Source organism: Polynucleobacter sp. MWH-S4W17, assembly GCF_018687535.1.
In the GTDB taxonomy this organism is placed as follows: Bacteria; Pseudomonadota; Gammaproteobacteria; order Burkholderiales; family Burkholderiaceae; genus Polynucleobacter.
The window spans coordinates 299,255-318,829 of record NZ_CP061295.1; the positions used below are offsets into that span (position 1 = coordinate 299,255).

18 protein-coding genes are annotated in these 19,575 nt (G+C 35.2%); 17 read left to right on the forward strand and 1 reads right to left on the reverse strand.

From position 1 onward, the window contains the following. Positions 1–12 precede the first annotated feature (12 nt). From C2755_RS01675 to C2755_RS01690, 4 genes are all read left to right on the forward strand, one after another. The gene (locus C2755_RS01675) at positions 13–981 is read left to right on the forward strand and encodes a GDP-L-fucose synthase (RefSeq protein WP_215321489.1); all 969 of its coding nucleotides are present in this window, start codon (positions 13–15) and stop codon (positions 979–981) included. Further along, complete coding sequence (locus tag C2755_RS01680; protein WP_215321490.1) at positions 978–1,859, forward strand: DUF6492 family protein; 882 nt, start codon at positions 978–980, stop codon at positions 1,857–1,859. The genes C2755_RS01675 and C2755_RS01680 overlap by 4 nt, the downstream gene beginning before the upstream one ends. A 14-nt stretch (positions 1,860–1,873) precedes the next feature. Continuing rightward, on the forward strand, positions 1,874–3,706 hold the full coding sequence (locus C2755_RS01685; protein ID WP_215321491.1) for a glycosyltransferase family 47 protein: 1,833 nt from the start codon (positions 1,874–1,876) through the stop codon (positions 3,704–3,706). A gap of 206 nt (positions 3,707–3,912) precedes the next feature. Further along, positions 3,913–4,461: a hypothetical protein gene (locus tag C2755_RS01690; protein ID WP_215321492.1), complete on the forward strand. Its 549-nt coding sequence runs from the start codon at positions 3,913–3,915 to the stop codon at positions 4,459–4,461. Here C2755_RS01690 and C2755_RS01695 read toward each other — a convergent pair. Continuing rightward, positions 4,458–5,519 (reverse strand): glycosyltransferase 61 family protein, encoded by a 1,062-nt coding sequence (locus C2755_RS01695; protein ID WP_215321493.1) that lies wholly within the window; start codon positions 5,517–5,519, stop codon positions 4,458–4,460. The two genes, C2755_RS01690 and C2755_RS01695, sit on opposite strands and share 4 nt — an antisense overlap. 111 nt (positions 5,520–5,630) lie before the next feature. Between C2755_RS01695 and C2755_RS01700 the strand changes: the two genes are divergently transcribed. From C2755_RS01700 to C2755_RS01760, 13 genes are all read left to right on the forward strand, one after another. Further along, positions 5,631–6,278, forward strand: coding sequence for a class I SAM-dependent methyltransferase (locus tag C2755_RS01700; RefSeq protein ID WP_215321494.1), 648 nt, complete (start codon positions 5,631–5,633; stop codon positions 6,276–6,278). A gap of 61 nt (positions 6,279–6,339) precedes the next feature. Further along, positions 6,340–7,794, forward strand: coding sequence for a hypothetical protein (locus C2755_RS01705; RefSeq protein ID WP_215321495.1), 1,455 nt, complete (start codon positions 6,340–6,342; stop codon positions 7,792–7,794). 188 nt (positions 7,795–7,982) lie between these two features. Then, the gene (locus C2755_RS01710) at positions 7,983–8,849 is read left to right on the forward strand and encodes a hypothetical protein (RefSeq protein WP_215321496.1); all 867 of its coding nucleotides are present in this window, start codon (positions 7,983–7,985) and stop codon (positions 8,847–8,849) included. A 94-nt stretch (positions 8,850–8,943) separates the two neighbouring features. Further along, on the forward strand, positions 8,944–9,948 hold the full coding sequence (galE, locus tag C2755_RS01715; protein WP_215321497.1) for a UDP-glucose 4-epimerase GalE: 1,005 nt from the start codon (positions 8,944–8,946) through the stop codon (positions 9,946–9,948). Between the two features lie 18 nt (positions 9,949–9,966). After that, positions 9,967–10,866 carry a polysaccharide deacetylase family protein gene (locus tag C2755_RS01720; RefSeq protein ID WP_215321498.1) on the forward strand — a complete coding sequence of 300 codons (900 nt, stop codon included), beginning with the start codon at positions 9,967–9,969 and terminating at the stop codon, positions 10,864–10,866. 86 nt (positions 10,867–10,952) lie between these two features. Then, positions 10,953–12,092 (forward strand): glycosyltransferase, encoded by a 1,140-nt coding sequence (locus C2755_RS01725; RefSeq protein WP_215321499.1) that lies wholly within the window; start codon positions 10,953–10,955, stop codon positions 12,090–12,092. Positions 12,093–12,099: 7 nt separating this feature from the next. Further along, positions 12,100–12,681, forward strand: a complete 582-nt coding sequence (locus C2755_RS01730; RefSeq protein WP_215321500.1) for a TylF/MycF family methyltransferase — start codon at positions 12,100–12,102, stop codon at positions 12,679–12,681. A 2-nt stretch (positions 12,682–12,683) separates the two neighbouring features. Continuing rightward, positions 12,684–13,271 carry a hypothetical protein gene (locus tag C2755_RS01735; RefSeq protein WP_215321501.1) on the forward strand — a complete coding sequence of 196 codons (588 nt, stop codon included), beginning with the start codon at positions 12,684–12,686 and terminating at the stop codon, positions 13,269–13,271. A gap of 24 nt (positions 13,272–13,295) precedes the next feature. Further along, positions 13,296–14,744, forward strand: coding sequence for an oligosaccharide flippase family protein (locus C2755_RS01740; protein WP_215321502.1), 1,449 nt, complete (start codon positions 13,296–13,298; stop codon positions 14,742–14,744). After that, entirely contained in the window at positions 14,741–15,181 is a 441-nt protein-coding gene (locus C2755_RS01745) for a hypothetical protein (RefSeq protein ID WP_215321503.1), read from the forward strand. Before C2755_RS01740 ends, C2755_RS01745 begins: the two co-directional genes overlap by 4 nt. A 35-nt stretch (positions 15,182–15,216) precedes the next feature. Then, complete coding sequence (locus C2755_RS01750; RefSeq protein ID WP_215321504.1) at positions 15,217–16,440, forward strand: hypothetical protein; 1,224 nt, start codon at positions 15,217–15,219, stop codon at positions 16,438–16,440. A 1,234-nt stretch (positions 16,441–17,674) separates the two neighbouring features. Next, positions 17,675–18,556 (forward strand): alpha-1,2-fucosyltransferase, encoded by an 882-nt coding sequence (locus tag C2755_RS01755; protein ID WP_215321505.1) that lies wholly within the window; start codon positions 17,675–17,677, stop codon positions 18,554–18,556. 18 nt (positions 18,557–18,574) lie between these two features. Next, the gene (locus tag C2755_RS01760; RefSeq protein ID WP_215321506.1) at positions 18,575–19,558 is read left to right on the forward strand and encodes an NAD-dependent epimerase/dehydratase family protein; all 984 of its coding nucleotides are present in this window, start codon (positions 18,575–18,577) and stop codon (positions 19,556–19,558) included. Positions 19,559–19,575 lie beyond the last annotated feature (17 nt).

Genomic DNA, 19,575 nt, shown 5'->3' on the forward strand with positions numbered 1-19,575 from the left:
GAAGATTAATACATGCCAACAGATTTAAACCACAAGATTTATGTAGCAGGGCATCGCGGTATGGTGGGCTCTGCAATCGTGCGTAATCTGCAAGCTAAGGGCTGCGCCAATATTGTAATGAGAACTCATGATGAGTTAGATTTAACTAATCAAGTGGCAGTTGAATCCTTCTTTAGATCAGAAAAACCTGATCAAGTGTATTTGGCCGCTGCGAGAGTCGGCGGTATTCATGCAAACAATACCTTTCCAGCAGAATTTATTTATGAAAATCTCATAATGGAGGCAAATGTTATCCATCAAGCCTTTGTCAGCGGTGTAAAAAGGCTGCTTTTCTTGGGTTCAAGCTGTATCTATCCCAAACTAGCACCGCAACCAATGAGTGAAGATGCTCTTCTCACTGGTAAGTTAGAACCAACGAATGAGCCCTATGCCATTGCCAAAATTGCTGGTATTAAGATGTGTGAGAGCTACAACCGTCAATATGGCGATAGCCATGGAATTGATTACCGCTCAGTAATGCCGACCAATCTCTATGGTCCTGGTGATAACTATCATCCTGAAAACAGCCATGTCATTCCTGCACTGATTAGAAGATTTCATGAAGCTAAAGTAGGTAATGCTCCTGAAGTTGTGATCTGGGGAACGGGAACCCCGAGGCGCGAGTTTCTCTATGTTGATGATATGGCAGCTGCATCAGTATTTGTAATGGATCTGGATAAGGCGACCTACGATAGCCAAATAGAATCAATGCAAAACCATATCAATGTGGGTTTTGGTAGCGATGTGACTATTGCAGAATTGGCAAAAGCAGTTGGAGATGCAGTAGGTTATGAAGGAAAGATTAACTTTGATATAACAAAGCCTGACGGGTCGCCTAGGAAGTGGATGGATTCTTCCCGGCTAAATAATTTAGGTTGGAAGGCTAAGGTAGATTTGACGCAAGGTTTGCAAGAAGCTTATCAAGAGTTTTTATCGCGGTGAATTCGACTTCAGTCATTATTGATCAAGTTATTTGTGTCTGCTGTAAAAGGGATGCGCAGGCCTGGGAGATTGCATCTTCTTACATTGTTCGCAACCTAAAGGCCAGGCATTACAAGGTTTATGTTCCCGATGCTGATCTTGAGTTATTCCAAGAAATTTCCTCAAAACCTTTTCAGGTCATTGGTGAGTCAATTTACACATCGCAATTTGCCGCCGAAATAAAACGGCTACTCGATGCAAAAATTGCATCGCAATTTGGCTGGTACTTACAGCAGTTTATTAAGCTATCAGCGGTCAATGATTGCTTGCCAGATGAGATTGTCTTAATATGGGATGCTGATACTATTCCCTTAAAACCCCTCAGTTTTATCGACCACCAAGGGCGCTTGATTTACTACAAGGGGGCTGAATATCATCACCCTTATTTTGAGACAGTGATGCGTCTATTGCACTTAAGCAAAAAAATTAGATTCTCATTTATTGCGCAGTGCTTTGTTCTAAAAGCGGCTTGGTTACAAGAGTGTTTTCGTGAAATCGAATTGAGGCACGGCATGCCTTGGGTTCCAGCCTTGCTAAATAGCATAAGGTTTGATGAGGGCAATAGCTTTTCTGAATATGAAACTATAGGAACCTTTATATCTCATCGACATAGCTCAGAAATTGTATATACCGATAGAAAATGGTTGCGTTTGGGAAATTCTGCAATTGGACACCCCGCATTCTTGGGCCCCAATATTATTGCCGACCAATTGAATGATTATGACTATGTTAGTTTTGAGAAGTGGGATAAGGCTAAGCCTTACTTTTTAAAGGTTTCGTTGCCTTATTTCTTTAGGGTTTACTTGCCTTCATTGTTCAAATCCAAAAACCAAAGATAAACTCCTATTTAGCCATGCAGAAAAAATGCGCCTCCATTATTTTTGTCCATTCGGGTGAGAGTCCACCTCCAGAATATTTAACAAATGCCCTTGTGATTGCAGCAAAAGTTGCGCCACAATCCCAGGTTTATGCCTTGGTTAATAAATCTCATGTTGGAGATTTGGAGCGAGCTCTGCAGGCTGATCTTGGAGATTCCGATAATCCGCTACGAAATATTAAGTTTGTGGCAATTGAGGATATTCCGCAAAGCGATATAACTAAGCATTTTGCCAAAAATGCTGCCCTAGATCGTAGCTTTAGGAATGGATTCTGGTTTTCTGCCTCATACCGCTTCTTTGTGCTGGCTGACTTTATTCACTTCAAGGGGCTGGAGAACTGCATTCATCTTGAAAATGATGTTGTCTTGTATTTTGACCCTAGTGAAAAGCTAGAGCAATTTATCAGCTTTGCTACGTTTGCGGTGCCGGTCGATAGAGTGAGGGCGATTCCCGGGATTGTTTGGCTAAAAGATGCATCGATTGCATCTGAGCTGGTTCAATTTATTGCGGATCGTTTGGATGCAAATGATATGGATTCCTTGGGTGCGTTTGCCATGCGAAGGGATCTAGGGGCTAAGCCGCTCCCTACAATACCTTTGGAATATGCCAAGTCTAAAGACTTGGACCTTGATAGATACTGTCAGGGCATAGATGTATTTGGCGGCATTTTTGATGGTGCGGCAATTGGTCAATATGTTGGTGGCGTTCACTGGATGAATGACCCATCTGATACACGATTTTTTGAAAATGAAAGCAGCGACTTTCATTTAAGAGACTGCCGTTTTTCATGGGAGTATGAGCGGTTTTATAGATCTCCATTCATTAGTTTCGATGGTGTATGCACCAAAGTACTAGCTCTGCATGCACACTCTAAGGATTTGTTGGGGGTATCTCCCTTTAACTCAGGGGTTCCGAGCAATATTAAGTTGATGTTAACGGGGGAAAGAATTCAGGCGTTGGCTGATCTGACGATTAGCTCTGCTGGAGTTACTGCTTTTCATGGGCGAGAAAAGATTCAGACGCCTACGGTTTTAGAAATTACCGAAAAAGAAGAAAAGAAGTGGTTTAAGAAAAAATGCTTTGAGCTTCCACCTAATTTGGATTTTTTAAAGGCCTGTCAGGGCGCAAAGGTTATTTTTGTTTATACCCATTTGCTAGCTTATTTTAAAAGTTTTGTTGCCCCACGACTGCATGAACCATTTGTATTGCTAACGCATAATTCAGACCATGGTGTAGGTCTAGCGGATTTGGATTTATTAAATCACCCATCCTTGGTGGCATGGTATGCGCAAAATTGTGAAACCAGTCATACAAAGTTACATGCTTTGCCAATTGGTTTAGCGAATAGCCAGTGGGGGCCAACACGAGTTTCTGAGGTCTTTGATGCTGGGCATGTGTATCAAAAAACAAAAAACCTTTACGTTAACTTTAGTGCGAGCACTCACTCTGCGCGTCAATCAATTATTGACGTTGTCTCAAATATCCCGGATGTCACCATGGGAGCATCAGTGGGTTTTGAACAATACATTACTCAAGTAGCCGAACATCGTTTTTGCTTATGCCCCAGGGGTAACGGTATTGATACTCATCGTTTTTGGGAGGCTCAGTATGTTGATACGATTCCCGTCTTGCTCAAGCAAGATTGGACTTCGGCTTACTCCAATTTACCGGTTTTGCTTGTAGATGCTTGGGAAGATCTTTTGCGGTTAAATTGGGAAGAAGGCTATATTCGAAGATCTACTAGCAACTTTGACCGAAAAACACTAACCCTTGAGTATTATCGTCAGCAATTGCTTGCCAATATATGAAAATAAAATTCCGTCACTCTAATTTTCGAAGAGCCCTTAAGAATTTATTTATATCTGTCAGGAATAATTTAGTAGTGATCGAGCCCAATCTTGGTCTAGGCGATAGTATTGTTTGCTTGGCTTTGGTGCGTGAGTTATCCAGAAAAAATCCTAGAAAATATTATTATTATTGTTGCCTTCATTATTGCTACCATTCGGTGGCATGGATGTTTCAAGATTTAAGTAATGTTTATGTTGTGCCCATTAATGATGGTCGAGAGGCTAGGCAATTATCTGGTTTTTTGAGGGCTCGCTACTTACCCATTGGAGTGATAGGAGTTGATCTCCAGCGCTTCGATGCTTATTTTTATGAGCAACACCATGTTGCATTTGAAAAACGTTGGCTAGATTGTGCGGTATCGCCGGGACCCCAATCAGAGGCGCTCTATGAAAAGCTTAATCCTAATCATGAGCCCTACCTTTTGGTATGTAATCAAGAGTCTACAAAAATATTTCATGATTTGAAAATTTCTAATCCAGAAAATAAACTCATTATTTGGGTTCATCCTGCGACAAACAACATCTTTGATTGGGCTAAGCTGGCTTTGCTAGCCGATGAGATTCACTCTATAGACACCTCATTTGTACATTTTTTAGAGAGCTTATTTCAGCAAGAAGGCTCCAAGCAGTACATGAAGCCTTTTTATTACCATCTAGCGCGTAAGAGTAATACGGAGTTTACTCGCCGCCTTCCTTGGCAGGTGATCCAGTATTAAAGTAAGTTCCTTATATCACCTAAGTCGACAATAATTTGGCTTGAGAAATGATGGTGACTAGGCAAGCCAGTGGTTTTGCATTCAATATATTTTGTTAGGTAGGCTTTGAAGGCATTATAAATGCCACCGCCAGCAAACTCTTCTTGACTTAGTTGATCCCAACCTTTTGAAGAGAGTATGTAAAAAGGTTTATTTCTAGCAATTAAAATATTATGAGTAATCGAGCCATTTTCAGAGACGACGAGATCGGCCTCCCGAAGAATCGTTAGACATTGCTCGAATGTTATCTGATCTGGCCTGCAGATATAAAATCCTTCGCCCTTTACAAATTCAATGACCTCATCAATATTTGCAATGCGCTCTGAACGCCCACTTGTTAAAAACACTTTTTTAAATGAAGTATTGTCAGCAGGTAAGGATGCTTTGGTTTCGCCAAAGATTTGCGTGCAAAGCGATAGGTTTTGCCACGAACTCATTCTGGGAAATTGGCAGGCATTTGTAAAAATAAGATTATTTTCAAGAGCAAGTTTGGAATCGATCTTTTGCAAGCGTTCGGGATTGCCGTATTTGGTGATCACATGATCAAAAGAGTTTGGGGCTATATAAAATAATTTTCTCTTGGATGGTAGTTTTGCTTTTGATAGGGCGATGATGGCACCTAGGCAATCTCCTGAAAAATGACCAAAATGGGTGGTGTAGTAGGGTAGAAGTACGGCGGGTTCGTCTACCGTGATGCATGGCTTATTCCGTTGATGCTTCACATTCCCCCTCATATCCTTGAGGAATGAAGCTGTATTGTGAAATCCCATCCTATCTTCAAGCGCAACCGTAGCAATCGAGGGGTTTGTTAGATCTGCGCTATCGCCAAAGTTAAAAGAGCGAAGCTCTATCGGCTTACCAGCATCGGCAATTTGTAGATTTAGTAAATCAAAAATAGCTACTGGTATGAAGGTGGTGCGGCATTCTGCTAGCCCAGTGATCGATTCTTTGAATTGAAATACCCCTAGGCGCTTTTTTAGTCCGGTAAGTAAATTCTGAAAGGCGGATTCGGTATTCATGATGTACTTAAAAATGTATGGAGCAAGATTAATTTAGATACCAAACTCAGCATCACGGCTAAGGCGGGGTAATATAAGATAATAGTAACAAAGCCATACGCACCTTAAATCATGCCTAAAGAAGTCGACCCTCATTACCAGTATTCCCCCAATCTCAGATCAGAGGTAAGCGCATTTTTGCCAAATAACTATCAAAAGGTTTTAGAGGTGGGCTGTAGCTATGGCACATTTCGAAAGAATCTCGAACAAGCTAATGAATACTGGGGTATTGAACCTAATGTAGTAGTTGCCAATGAGGCTTCCCAACACTTGGATAAGGTGCTCTCGGGGTTGTTCGAGGAGGTTTTAGATCAACTTCCTGATGCATATTTTGATCTGGTCATTTGCAATGATGTTATTGAACATATGGCTGATCCCGGCCAATTTTTGGAGCTAATAAAACTAAAGATGTGTCCTGGCGCTTCTTTGGTTGGGTCTATACCAAACGTAAGGCATATCTCCAATTTAAAGGGATTGCTGATTCAAAAAGATTGGCAGTATGAAGATGCTGGAATTCTAGATAGAACGCATTTGAAATTCTTTACCCAAAAGAGTTTGAAAAATCTCTTTTTAAGGCATGGTTTTAGGATCGACAAAATATCTGGTATCAACGATATTTCATCAAGGGCATTTTTCCCAAGAGTATTTGCAAGGCTGCTTTATCTCATTCTTGGTGATGACATTCGCTATGTTCAGATTGGCTTTAGGGTAAATCCATAACCCTTCACTTCCCATCTATTTCTATGTTCTATAAAAATCTTTCTCGATTAATCATTTAACTATGAGTAATCAATCCTTGATCCAACAGCCCCGCATAATTCCTTCATTCATTATTTGGGTGCAGGTGTTGATGTTTGCGATCTTGTATGCGGTTTGGGCATTGCCTGAAACTATTTTGATACGACATATTTGCTTGATTGTTGGAGCGCTCCTTGGGGCTTACGAGATTTACCAATATCGAGCAGTGCTTTTTACTAAATACGCATTACCAATTTGGCTTGTTCTGGGGCTATTTGCGTGGGCTAGCTTTCATCTATTATTTTTGAGTCATGATTTTGCTCTGCAGCTTGAGGAATACACCAGCATTTGGAAACGTACTGCCTTAGGAGCTATATTTGCTTTGGGTCTGGGTCTTGCATTAGGTGGCCAAGGCCCTAAAAAGCAAAGCATCTATTGGCCTGTTTTTTATTTTGGACTATTGGCTCCAACCCTAATTTATATTCTGAAATATTGCTTGACTCGCCATGGATCAAACTGGGGAATCAATGCACCAGATTATCTAAGGTTGCATTACGGCTCACTTCCCTTCTACGTTCCTAAAACTGCCTATGTATGTTTTTGTTTGCCCACCTTGGCTGTCGCGCTTGGACAGCTCAAGCGCAACATTGGCAGTCATATATGGCTTAGCTGGGATAACGTCATATATGGAGTAACTATCCCAGCGGTGTTTTTCGTGTTCTATGGTGAGAATATTAAGAATGGAGTGATATACGGAGCCTTTCTGATGCTGATCTTTTCAACCCAGGTATTTTTGGTTGACTTTAAAAAGCATTGGATTCAAAAGACGCTTCTTGCCGCCATTCTATTGATGGCTGGGGCAGGATTTATAGTCAATCACATTCAAAAGAATACATCATGGCAAACGTTTGCTGTAGACGCAAAAATCGCGATCGATACTGATCGTTACGATCACTGGAAATTTAATGGTGCCAAAGGCTATCCCAATAATGAGTTTGGCGCGATGGTGTCAATTACTAATTACGAACGCATTGCTTGGGGTAAAGAAGGCCTTTTGTTGTTAACTCAAAATCCCCTGGGATTTGGTTTGATCGAGCGCTCTTTTGGGCATTTAGCTAAAAAGGTCTGGCCCGAGTCCCTTTTGCATCAAAGCCACAGCGGCTGGCTTGATTTGGCCTTGGGAATCGGCCTCCCCGGAATTGCTCTAGTTTTGGGGTCGCTGGCACTAGCCATGAAGCAGTTATACCGACTTGATTTACCAGAAAATATCCCAAAATCACCCTCTAATGTCGCTCAGAGCCCTTTTAAAGCCCCTTGGCTATCCTGTTGCTGGTGGATTTTGTTAGCTAGCCTAGTAATGTGGTGCACCACCGAGATTAGCCAAAAAGTCTTTCTTGATAGCCTGATTTTCTGGGTTGCTTTAGCTTCTAGTTTGGCCGCTGGCACGCGCTTTAGGCGCCTAAATCTTAGTCATTTAGGGGTGGGAAGCTGCAATTAGTTAAGTCCTAGCTAGAATTAGATGAATCTACTTTTTATAATGAGATAATTTAGATACTTGAGATACTTGAGATACTTGAGATACTTGAGATACTTGAGATACTTGAGATACTTGAGATACTTTTGGTGCGAAGATTAAGGTTATTTTATTTCTTCTGGCGTAAGCCCTACACTTGACTGCGGATTTAAATGAATCAACCCTTGACCAACGTTCAACAACACGCTCACCATGAGAGTGAAGCGGAAATCTCTCTCCTAGACATCCTCATTTTCCTAAAGGGTGCTTGGAAGGTGGTGAGTCTGATGGGGCTAGTTGGTCTAGTAGTTTCTAGTACCTATCTCATCATCACTCCCAATCAATACGAAGCGATTGCCAATATTGCCATGGCGCGCGTGCCTACCGACAAAAATCCCCTAGGCGTTAATATCGAAGAGCCTCAAGCCTTAATCAACCGCATGAGCGTGCCCAGCAGTTTTGATGCCGTCGCACTAAATGCTTGTGGTCTACAAGATGTCGCCACTCTGGCTGCTCAAATGAGTAAAGCGATTAAGTTATCGATCCCCAAAGGGGTAGCCAATGTAATTGAGCTTAAGGTAACCCGTTCAAGCCCAGAGCTTGCAAGCGCTTGTGCAAAGAGTGTTTACGAATTGATCGCCCATTCGCAGGCCCAGATGATTGGCCCTATGGCGGAAGCCGCTAAGACCAACAATGCCGCACGATTAGTGAAGGTTGAGGAACGCCTGGCTCAAGATAAAGTCCTGTTAGCCAAGGCGGAGCAGCCTCGTGGTGTCTTGTCCCCAACATACTTTTCGATCTTAACTGAGATCCGCAATTTAGAGGATGAGCGCGCGACACTTTTAGCCTTAGTCGATGCCAATGGTCTGCAGACAGCCAATTTGCAGTCACCCATTTATGCAGTAGACAAACCTGTTTACCCCAAAAAAACGCTTAGCTTAGTCTTTGGCTTAGTGGCTGGGGTACTCTTAGGTTTACTTATTGCCTTGGGTAAGCAGATGTTTACTAAGCTAAAAGACGAAGCGGGCGGTGCCTTGTGATGCTGGGCTATGTTCGGTTGTGTGGCCGGGATCGGGCATTAGCGGGCTTGAGTGTTAAGTAAGCAGTTTCAATCAATTAAACAAAAGTATCTTTGTGAATATTCTGTTAACCGGCGGGGCTGGGTATATTGGTAGTCATACTGCGGTGGTGCTATCGCAGGCTGGTCACGAAGTGGTGTTGTTGGATAATTTTTGTAATAGCCAAAAAAGTGTCTTGGGGAGACTGCAAAAGATTTTGGATAAGGTGTTGCCTTGTGTAGAAGCGGATGTCCGCGATACTGCTTTAGTTGCCAAAACACTGCAAGACTACAAAATTGATGCAGTAATTCACTTTGCTGGATTAAAGGCAGTTGGCGAATCCGTCGAAAAGCCGATTGAGTATTACGCTAATAATGTCCAGGGCACCATAAGCCTGCTTGAGGCTATGAAATCGGCTAATGTAAAAACTTTAGTGTTTAGTTCTAGCGCCACAGTTTATGGCAATCCTCAATATTTGCCGATTGATGAGAATCATCCCATAAGTGCCACAAATGCCTATGGAAGAAGCAAGCTGCACATTGAGGAAATGCTTAAAGATATTGCGATCTCTAATTCTGAATGGAAAATTATTTGCTTAAGATACTTTAATCCAGTCGGTGCCCATGAGTCAGGCTTGATTGGCGAGGACCCTAATGGCTTGCCAAATAATTTGATGCCTTGTATTGCACATGTAGCAGTTGGCAAATTTCCATATTTAAAAATTTATGGAAACGATTACCCTACAATTGATGGCACAGGAGTCAGAGACTATATTCATGTAATGGATTTGGCTGATGGGCATCTAGCCGCTTTGGCTTATGTAAGGAATCATAAAGGATGGGTTGCAGTAAATATAGGCACTGGTCATGGAGCTAGTGTTTTGGATATTATTTCAACATATGAGTTCGTTAGTGGCCAAGAAATTATTTTCCAAATTGAAGGCAGGAGAAATGGAGATATCGCTAGTTGCTATGCAAAGGTAGATAAGGCGAGGAATCTTTTGGGCTGGCAAGCCAAATACAATTTAGAAAAAATGTGCAGCAGTAGCTGGCTATGGCAAAATTTTTCGAATAAAGCTTAGGCAATGAGGAGCTTGGGGATGAATATAGGCTACAGACTAAGGGTTTTTTTTAGTATAGAGAACCTAAAGTGGAAAATAAGATCTGCTATGCCACAGAATTTCACATGCAATGCTACAGTAATAACATTTCATAGAATTGATAATAAGAATATATTTGCTCCATCAATAGAAAGCAAGGACTTTGAAAGTCTAATTGAAGAGTGGAGGCGGAATTATAAAATTATAAGTATTGATGAGTTGAATGAAAATAATTCCAACAAATCTTTAATTATTACATTTGATGATATTGATACTAAAACTTTGGAAAGGATAGATTTTTATACAAAAAAATATGATATTCCAGTATTAATATTTGTAGCAACTTCACGGCTTGAAAAAAAATTAGAGTGGATGTGGATTGATGCAATTGATTCCATAATCAATTCAAATGATGAAAATAAAATAAGTGCTATGAAGGGTATTTTCAGTATTCCAGATTTATCAGTAATTTCGATTAGAAAAGTCGCAGTAAGAATGATAAAAAATACAGATATTAATTTAATTAAAAAATTAATAGATCTATCAGGGGATAGTTTGGAAAAATATCCCAAGTTATTGGGTGATAAAGAAATTCAGCTATGTAAAAATAATAGAAATATAGTAATTGGAGCGCACACAGGAGCTCATTTTTCATTGAGAAGACTTTCAAGTTCAGCAATAAAAAATGAAATTCAAGAAAGCATTAGGGTGCTACAGAAGTGCCAGATAGATGTTAAGTATTTTGCATATCCATATGGAGGTAGACTTGATTATGATGGAAGGTCGTTTGGAGAGCTTAAGAAGGCAGGTATTCAAATGGCATTCACCACTGAGGAATCGAATCAATTTCTATCAATTAGAAAATATTCAATACCAAGATTTTCATATCTAAAAAAGTAAATCTCACCAATTGAAGATACTACAAATTAACGGGTCAAAAGAGGGGGGGTGGTGCAAGCTCTATTTGTAATATGCTTTACAGAAGATTGCTTGACGACAAAATCCATGCAGAACAAATAAGTAGGACTCATTACTCAAAAAATGGAACTGAGTATTTATTTGGGGCAACGACCATACTATTAGACAAGGTAATAAGAAGGTTAAATTATCACTTTGGATTCGATTTTCAAAACCCATTAATAAAATTAAAATTAATGGGTATGATTGATAAAGATACAATTATACATTTGCATAATTCTGTAGATTTTCTAAGTATTAATACAATTAGAAGATTGGCTAAAGATAATAAATTAATAATTACTATGCATGACATGTGGTATTTGACTGCCAGATGTTCACACTCTTTTTCTTGTAATGGATGGAGGCAAGGTTGCTCTCCATGTAATTATTTAAAAAATAGCCCACCCGTTCAACTTGACAGGTCTTCAATAATAGCCAAATATAAAAAAGAGCTCTTCAATAACAAGAATATCAGATTCGTTTCCCCATCTATTTGGATAGCGGATTTAGCAAAGCAATCATGGTTTGGAAGTGGAAAAAATATCAAAATAGAGGTAATTAATAATGGAATTAATTATCATAAATTTACAGACGTCAAAATTGACAATAGAAAAAATGAAATATTTTCAATAGCCGTTAATGCTGTAAATTTTGAGAATAATTTATATAAAAATTACAAGTTGACAGTTGATGTAATATCTGGAATGGCATTAAAGGGTATTGAATGCAAGTTTTATCTAATTGGGGCCAAGGAAAAAAATTTCAAAATAGGTGAAATTGAGGTTGAGCAAACGGGATATATTTCAAAGTTGAAAGTGGCTGAAATACTTCAGAGATCTCATTTATTCTTGCATTTGGCGAAAGCAGACCATATGCCACTTGCGATTGCAGAGGCGATGTATTTTAAATTGCCAATAGTTGCAACTAATGTAGGTGCAATATCTGAATTGGTAGCAGATATGGACTTAAATGGTAATGAAGAGAATGGCAATGGATATTTGGTGGATATCAAAGCTACGGCTGATGAAGTAATAGGTAAAATAAAAAAAATTAAAGATAATGAAAAAATATATGAATTATTGGCAGGTAACTCAAAAATTAAATCCTTGAATTACGAATTTGAAGATATGTATAAAAAATATTTATACTTGTATAAAGAAAATTAGTGCAAATATGAAAATATTGAATTATTTAAAATTAAAAATTAATAACGTACTTTTTAAAATCGGATATAAAATTAGTAGCACCAAGATTATTTATCCCGTAGAAATTGATTCTGAGGAAATAAATTTTTTAAATAAATACTTAGAAAAACAAGAATTTAAAAATTCATTATTAACAATATTTAACTTAATTTCAGCATGTAAATGGCTATCAAAAAATAATTTTGGTGACCATATCTCAATTAATTGTCAAGCTAGATATCATGAAATGATAGTTAATTTTATATTAAATAAAAATAACTTTAAAAGAAATATTTATAAGCTGAACAAAAATCCAGAAATTATGATGGACATAGCTTCTATTCATGAATGCGGAATTTTAAGGCTTGGCTACATGGACTATGACACAACAAAAAAAGTATTAGATTATATGGATAGTAAGATAATTCCTGGCGGACTAATTTTTTTTGAGGAATATGGGATCTGGAGTGGTCATAAAAAAGCAATTGATGAATATATCAGCAAAAATGTAAAAAATTCATATTTACAGCATATAGACAATAAGGAAAGAATGCTTGTGCATTTAGGATAGATATGTTGATTATAGATACGAAATGGGATAATTTTTCCGATTATATAAATTCATTATCCAATCCCGCTCAAAAAAATTATAGAGCCGCGAAAAAAAGAAATGCTGATTTGGATTATTGCGAAATTCAATATGACGAAGCTCTAGTTGATAAATACATGAAAATATGGGAGCGGCAATTAGTTCATGGTGAGCCAGTTACATGGAATTTTAAAATTAATTATTTGCGAAAGTTGGCAAAAAAAAATAAATTAAAAGTATTTAGTGGTGGAGATTTAGCAATACATTTTATAGAGAAAAGAGGTGGATATTGGCTCTGTCATGCTCCGCTATATGATAAGATTAACAATGATAGATATTTAGCTAAGTGGATGTGGTTTAAATTAATTGAATATGCTATTAATAATAATATGATGCCATTGGATATGGGTGGAGGGCCCAACAACTGGCGAAAATATATTGAAGATAGGGAAAAATTTCCATCCCAAAAATATAAGTGGATGTATGTGCCGGAGAATATTAAAAATAACCCTAAAGATTGCACGCAATATCATTATAGCTGGCTAACTAAAAAATTAATAGTTAGTAAGTGAGAATTTAAATTGAATATTTTATAAGTGATAGCAAAATCAATAGCATGGTCAATGATGGCAGAATTTTTGCCAAGAATCATATCCCCATTAACATTCATAATTGTTGCTAGAAACATAACGCCCCATGACTATGGATTGGTATCGTCTGCTATATTAGTAGTGGCTTTTTTTAGAAATTTTTGGGAAACATCTATTAGCAAACTAATAGTTCAAGAAAATAAAGACATTAATAATGTACTAAATTGCTGCTTTCAAATTAGCATGAAAATAGCAGTTGTAGAGTCAGTGCTGCTATATGTATTTTCAAAAATCATATCAAATCTATTATTTAATGACACAGATGTTTCATTCTTAATTATTTCATTGATTCCGCAGATCATTATTGGTAGTTTGACGGTAGTACAGATGGGTTTACTGCAAAAAAAAATGAAGTTTAATATCATTTTTTGGGTGCAGTTAATAAATGCTGGATCAACTTTTATCATAGTATTAGTTTATTCATTCTATACTTTAAATTATAAAATATTGATTTTTGGTATAGTTGTTGGACAAATGCTTGGGGCTATATATATATGGTTGAAGGTTAAATGGAAGCCAATAAATATATTTTCTAGAAAAAAAATAGGGATAAAAAATAGTCGAATACTATTATGGGGTTATGCAGATGGTATATTGAGTTGGGCATACACTTGGCTAGATAGTTTATTGGTAGCTTTATTCCTAAGTATTACAACGCTCGGGTTGTATAGAACTGGAAGCATGGTGGTCATAATGGGATTTGGAATGATAGTTTACCCATTATCTCCAGTTTTCTATAGTTACTATTCTAAAAATATTTTAGAATATGACGCAATGAGGGAGGCGCATTTTATTACTCATGTCCAGGCAGCAATATTTTCGATTGCCCTCCCCTTGGGCATAGCCTTTATATTTTTTGGAAATGATATAAATGTAATAATTGGGGATAAGTGGAGCGGTATTGGTAAAATAATAGGCTCACTTGGTTTGGCTAATGCGATAAACTGGTTGACTGCAATAAATACAGATGTTTATCGCGCTCAAGGAAGGCAGAATTTACAAACTAAAATTCAAATTCTCAAATTTTCATACCACTTACCGGCCTACTATTTGGCAATTGTATATTCATTAGATTTATTTCTATTAGTAAGAATAATAATATCTATTATTGATGTTACTTTCGATATTTATCTACAAAAAATATATATTAAAATATCAATAAGAAACGCTCTAAAGGCATATTTTCCAATTATCTATAGTGCAATTCCATACATTTTATTGATTCTACTGTTAAAGGCTGCTTATAATAGCAGTAGTAATATTATTATTTTGTTAATAGAGGTTATGCTATATTTAATTCTAGTAATTATGAGTTATTTTATAATTAGCAAAAGAAATCATTTAATAAAATCAATGATTTCTAAATTAAAAATTAGATTTTACAAAACTACATGAATATATTGATACCTAAATACTTAAGTAAATTTAAATATATCGAACATAAAATACTACCAATAGATAAATGTCTTGTTGGGGAAAATTTTAACAATAAATTAATTTACAGAGGCATTGAAAATACAATTCACTATAGATTGATATCAGATTATATAAATAACAAAGAAAATATATCTACAGCATCATTGTATTTGGATTACATTGCTAAAAATAAGCAAAATCATAAGCTATTAGAATTTTATAGCCTAGCAGATGATATAATAAAAAACGGTTATAACTATGAAATATACCCAATTCTTGTTTTTAAAAACTATAGGAATATAAAAAACATATTTTGCAGTTATTATTGTGTTATTGATGGATTTCATAGGTTATCCATATTGAAAGCGTTAGGTTTTACAAAAATTAATATTGCAGTAATGAAATATATTAGATAAAACTTTAGAAAAAATTATTTTATATAATCTTAAATATGAGTAATTCGATTGATGTAAATAGATATAATGTCTTTGAAGAATTAAATAAATATCAAGGTCGATATGCTGTTATTAGAAATAGTTCATCCGGTGGTGATATTGATATCATCGTTGATGATATTGAAAAATTTAAATGTTTTCTTTTCAAAAATCAATATGTTTTATTTGAAAATAACGAAGCATCATTAAAATTTATAAAGTTTTCCAATGACTGTAGGTGGTTATTAATTGATATTACAATTTCATTTGATTTAAGTTTTTTTTCTATTGCAAATTCCTCTTTAAAATCATTATTAGAAGAGCGATATTTCGATGTAGACGCTATACCAAAAATTAAGTTAGAAGAAGAGTTTCTTATTAATTTACTTCACGTTTATAAATTTAAGCAAGGCGATCTTGATAGATTTTTTAAATATAATAATTATGAGAATGTAATAGTCAACAAGAATAATTCAATTATTTATAATATGCTACTGGATGTATTAAATGTTTCAAATATCCCAACACTTAATATTGGTAATATTGAAAATCTATTTAAATCAATGAGAGCTATATTTAAGTATAAAGTAGTTAAACCTTCCCTATTATCAAGAATAATAAGTAGAGTTTCAAAATTTTTCACTAGAGATGCCATTGTATTTATGGGGCCAGATGGTTCAGGAAAAAGCTCTCTTACTGAGATTTTTTCCAGTTTACAGTGGCCGAAAATAAAAATCCAATATATGGGCCCTCTAAGAATCGAAAGTATTAATCCTATATTGAGACCTTTATTACTATTTTTTGTTGATTTAAGGAGTCGCTCAAGAAAAAAATCAATCCTTGGAATTTTAAGTAGATTTTTTTGTGCAACATTTACGTATATTGATTTTATAGAACGCTATATAAAAAATAAATATTTTGTCGGATCAGGCGGTCTAGTGATTTATGACAGATATCCTTATGATATGTATTTTAGGAATCCAACCTTAATAAATAAAATAATTTATATTAAGTTATTTATTAAGCCAAAATTTATTTTTTTATGCGGAGGGGATGGGTTCAAAATAAATCAGAGGAAGCCTGAGTTAAGCCCTGACGCCATTAATAATACAACTGAATTATATAAAAAAATATTTTCAACAAATAAAGATAATTATATTTTTATTGATACTGTTTCGAATGATATTAATAAAACTATAAGTTTAATATTGCCATTGTTGATTGAAAAAACAAAAAGATAGTTAATTTAATGACTATTTATTTTTTCATTTTGTTAGTGCTTCAATTAATTCTTTTTTTTATATGGTTTAGGCGATATCCTAATAATATAATTACAGATTGTTCATTTTATTTTATCGCTCTTGCAATCTTATATATTCTAATCCCATCAATTTATTTATCAATGGATTATATTCCATTGATAAATATGATTAACCATTCAGAAAATAGCATTCACTATCAACTTTATTATTCTTTATATTTTGAATCAATTCTATCGATCTACTTATTTATAAAAATTGTTAATTCTACCAATAGATGTATTACTATTTTTAATTTAATATCTATAAATATTAAATTCATATTAGCTATATATTTAATTTCATCTTTATATATTATTATTGTGTTTTTAAATTTTTTTCCTCCATACGAAATATTGTGGAGCAATAGATCATTAGCAAGTGAGCTTTCAACTTCTTTCAATACTATATATAAATTTGAATTTATATATAGTATTATATATTCCATAACTATATATATGGCATTAAAATTTAAATCAATTAAATTTTTGTTTTTACTTACACCATATATACTCATGGACATATACTGCACTAATAGAACAATCTTATTCCAGTCTTTAATGTGCTATATATCTATTCTCGTATTAAACCAAAGAAGAATTCCTTTTTTAAAGTTGATATTCTTTTCATTTTTAATAATTTCTCTTGAATTTTTGAGGGTATTAAATTCAGATAATTCGTTAATAGATATTATTTCTTATCCGGGAGAGTTCATAAATACTTATATTGCGTCATTAGTAATTCTTGAATCCTCAAATCATATTAATTTCTTTGAGCATGCTTTTTTTAGTTTAGGCAGAACATTTATTCCCTTATTAAATAGACTTTATGAGAGCCCTCCATTATTAAGTGATTTTTTAAATAATGAAATTTCGCTTCATTTCGGTTTTGGCGGTTCTCTTTTTAGTGGAATATTTATCTACAAGAGTTTTATTATTGAAATTGTATATCCTTTAATAATTATAATAGGCCTTGAATTTATTAATTATTGTAAAAATAACTTAAAATACTTAGGTTTTTTTATTTTTTCATTTTATCTTTTTAATCTTCAGTTATTTTTTAGAACTGGTTTCATAGAAACTTTTTTTCAAATTTTTTATTACGTATTATTTAGCCTTTTCTGGTTTTATTTTTCATTCCTATTAATAACTATAAATAAATCAAATTATTATAAACAATGAAAATTACGGCTAAATTATTCGGCGGAATAGGAAATCAGTTATTTATTTATGCTGCAGTTAGGCGTTTGGCGTTGAATAATAATTGTTCCCTATTTCTTGATATTAGTTCTGGATTTGCTAGTGATCAAGTTTATAAACGGACATTTCAGCTTAATCATTTCAAAATTAGCAATGAAGTAAGTTTTATTTATACTAAAAATACTTTTATTAAGAAAATTTTACGAAGAATTAATATTTTTATTAATAATTTACTGCCATTTAATTTTAGGTATTATATTATTCAGTATGGTAATGATTTTGACCCGAGGATAATTAGGATTAAAAATTTATTTAATTTATTCATAGAGGGTTATTGGCAAAGTGAATTCTATTTTTCTGATATAGAAAAGATTATACGGTCCGAATTAGAAATTATCCCACCGACTGATAATTTAAATAAACTTACTTCAGAACTAATATTATCATCTGAATCAGTTAGTGTACACATTAGATTTTTTAATGTAGATGATGTACAAAATTCTTTAAATATTATTGATTATTTAAAGAATTCTTTTAACATAATAGAATCAAAGTGCTATAATCCAAAATTCTTTATATTTTCAAATGACTTAGACCAAGCTCGTGAGCTATCAATTCTAAAGTTTAGGAATTGCACTTTTATTGGGCATAATTATGGTGATGATCAGGCCTACGCTGATCTTTGGTTAATGTCTTTGTGTAAACACCACATTATTTCAAATAGTACATTTAGTTGGTGGGGTGCGTGGCTTGCAAATAATCAAGATGGAATAATTATTTCACCAAATATTGTTTCTAAAGACAATATTGTCTCTTGGGGGTTTGATGGAAATCTTCCATCCCATTGGATTAAAATCTAAATTAAGTTGACCCTGTAAATGAAAAAAACAAATAAAGTTTCTATTATCGCTGGTGGAGCAGGATTTATTGGATCCAATCTTGTTATACGCCTTTTAAATCAAGGCCACTCAGTTTTAGTTGTCGATAATTTTTCCTTGGGTAGATTGGAGAACCTGAAGCGCTCCTTAAATCATCCCAGGCTGACGGTTATAGATGCTGATTTATCGTCCGCTGTTAATGCTATCAATTCATTTGGAAATGCAACTGCACTTGGAGATGATTTTGATATTTGGCACTTAGCTGCTAATTCAGATATACCGGCTGGTATTAATAATATAGATATTGATCTAAATGCTACATTTCAAACTACTGTTAATATTCTGAAAGCCATGAAGCATTTTGAAATGCGGAATTTCTACTTTGCATCGAGTTCTGCAATTTATGGTGATATGGGGGATATTGCAATACGCGAAGATTCTGGTCCATTGCTCCCAATATCAAATTATGGAGCAATGAAACTTGCGTCTGAAGCCCTAGCTAGCGCCTCATCTGAGAGCTTTTTGGATCTAGTTAGGATTTTTCGCTTTCCTAATGTTGTTGGTGCTCCAGCAACGCATGGGGTGATTTTTGATTTTATTAATAAATTACATTTATCTGGCGGTAAGTTCTTGCATGTTTTGGGTAACGGGTCTCAAAAAAAATCTTATTTGCACGTCTCTGATTTACTTTCAGCTATGTTGACTGTACGGGATTCTTTGATTGAGACCCGAATTCAGGCAGTCAATATTGGGCCAAATGATGATGGTGCTTCTGTGAAATGGATTGCCGAAAATGTAGCCGCAAGAATTTCTCCAAATGCTGAGATTATTTATGGCGAAGGCAATAAGGGCTGGGTAGGTGATGTTCCGAAGTTTAATTATTCTGTTGATTTAATAAAATCTTATGGTTGGGGTCCGGTTCTTAGCTCAGAGGATGCTATTAAGCGCTCTATTGATGAGATTGCTATTCAGCTTGGATATTAGCCTTAAAGACTGATATG

Excerpts from the sequence above, each read along its gene's own strand:
- C2755_RS01675 (WP_215321489.1), top strand. The coding sequence starts at position 13 with ATGCCAACAGATTTAAACCACAAGATTTATGTAGCAGGGCATCGCGGT.
- C2755_RS01685 (WP_215321491.1), top strand. The coding sequence starts at position 1,874 with ATGCAGAAAAAATGCGCCTCCATTATTTTTGTCCATTCGGGTGAGAGT.
- C2755_RS01690 (WP_215321492.1), top strand. The coding sequence starts at position 3,913 with ATGTTTCAAGATTTAAGTAATGTTTATGTTGTGCCCATTAATGATGGT.
- C2755_RS01695 (WP_215321493.1), bottom strand. The coding sequence starts at position 5,519 with ATGAATACCGAATCCGCCTTTCAGAATTTACTTACCGGACTAAAAAAG.
- C2755_RS01700 (WP_215321494.1), top strand. The coding sequence starts at position 5,631 with ATGCCTAAAGAAGTCGACCCTCATTACCAGTATTCCCCCAATCTCAGA.
- C2755_RS01705 (WP_215321495.1), top strand. The coding sequence starts at position 6,340 with ATGAGTAATCAATCCTTGATCCAACAGCCCCGCATAATTCCTTCATTC.
- C2755_RS01710 (WP_215321496.1), top strand. The coding sequence starts at position 7,983 with ATGAATCAACCCTTGACCAACGTTCAACAACACGCTCACCATGAGAGT.
- C2755_RS01720 (WP_215321498.1), top strand. The coding sequence starts at position 9,967 with ATGAATATAGGCTACAGACTAAGGGTTTTTTTTAGTATAGAGAACCTA.
- C2755_RS01730 (WP_215321500.1), top strand. The coding sequence starts at position 12,100 with ATGAAAATATTGAATTATTTAAAATTAAAAATTAATAACGTACTTTTT.
- C2755_RS01735 (WP_215321501.1), top strand. The coding sequence starts at position 12,684 with ATGTTGATTATAGATACGAAATGGGATAATTTTTCCGATTATATAAAT.
- C2755_RS01745 (WP_215321503.1), top strand. The coding sequence starts at position 14,741 with ATGAATATATTGATACCTAAATACTTAAGTAAATTTAAATATATCGAA.
- C2755_RS01750 (WP_215321504.1), top strand. The coding sequence starts at position 15,217 with ATGAGTAATTCGATTGATGTAAATAGATATAATGTCTTTGAAGAATTA.
- C2755_RS01755 (WP_215321505.1), top strand. The coding sequence starts at position 17,675 with ATGAAAATTACGGCTAAATTATTCGGCGGAATAGGAAATCAGTTATTT.
- C2755_RS01760 (WP_215321506.1), top strand. The coding sequence starts at position 18,575 with ATGAAAAAAACAAATAAAGTTTCTATTATCGCTGGTGGAGCAGGATTT.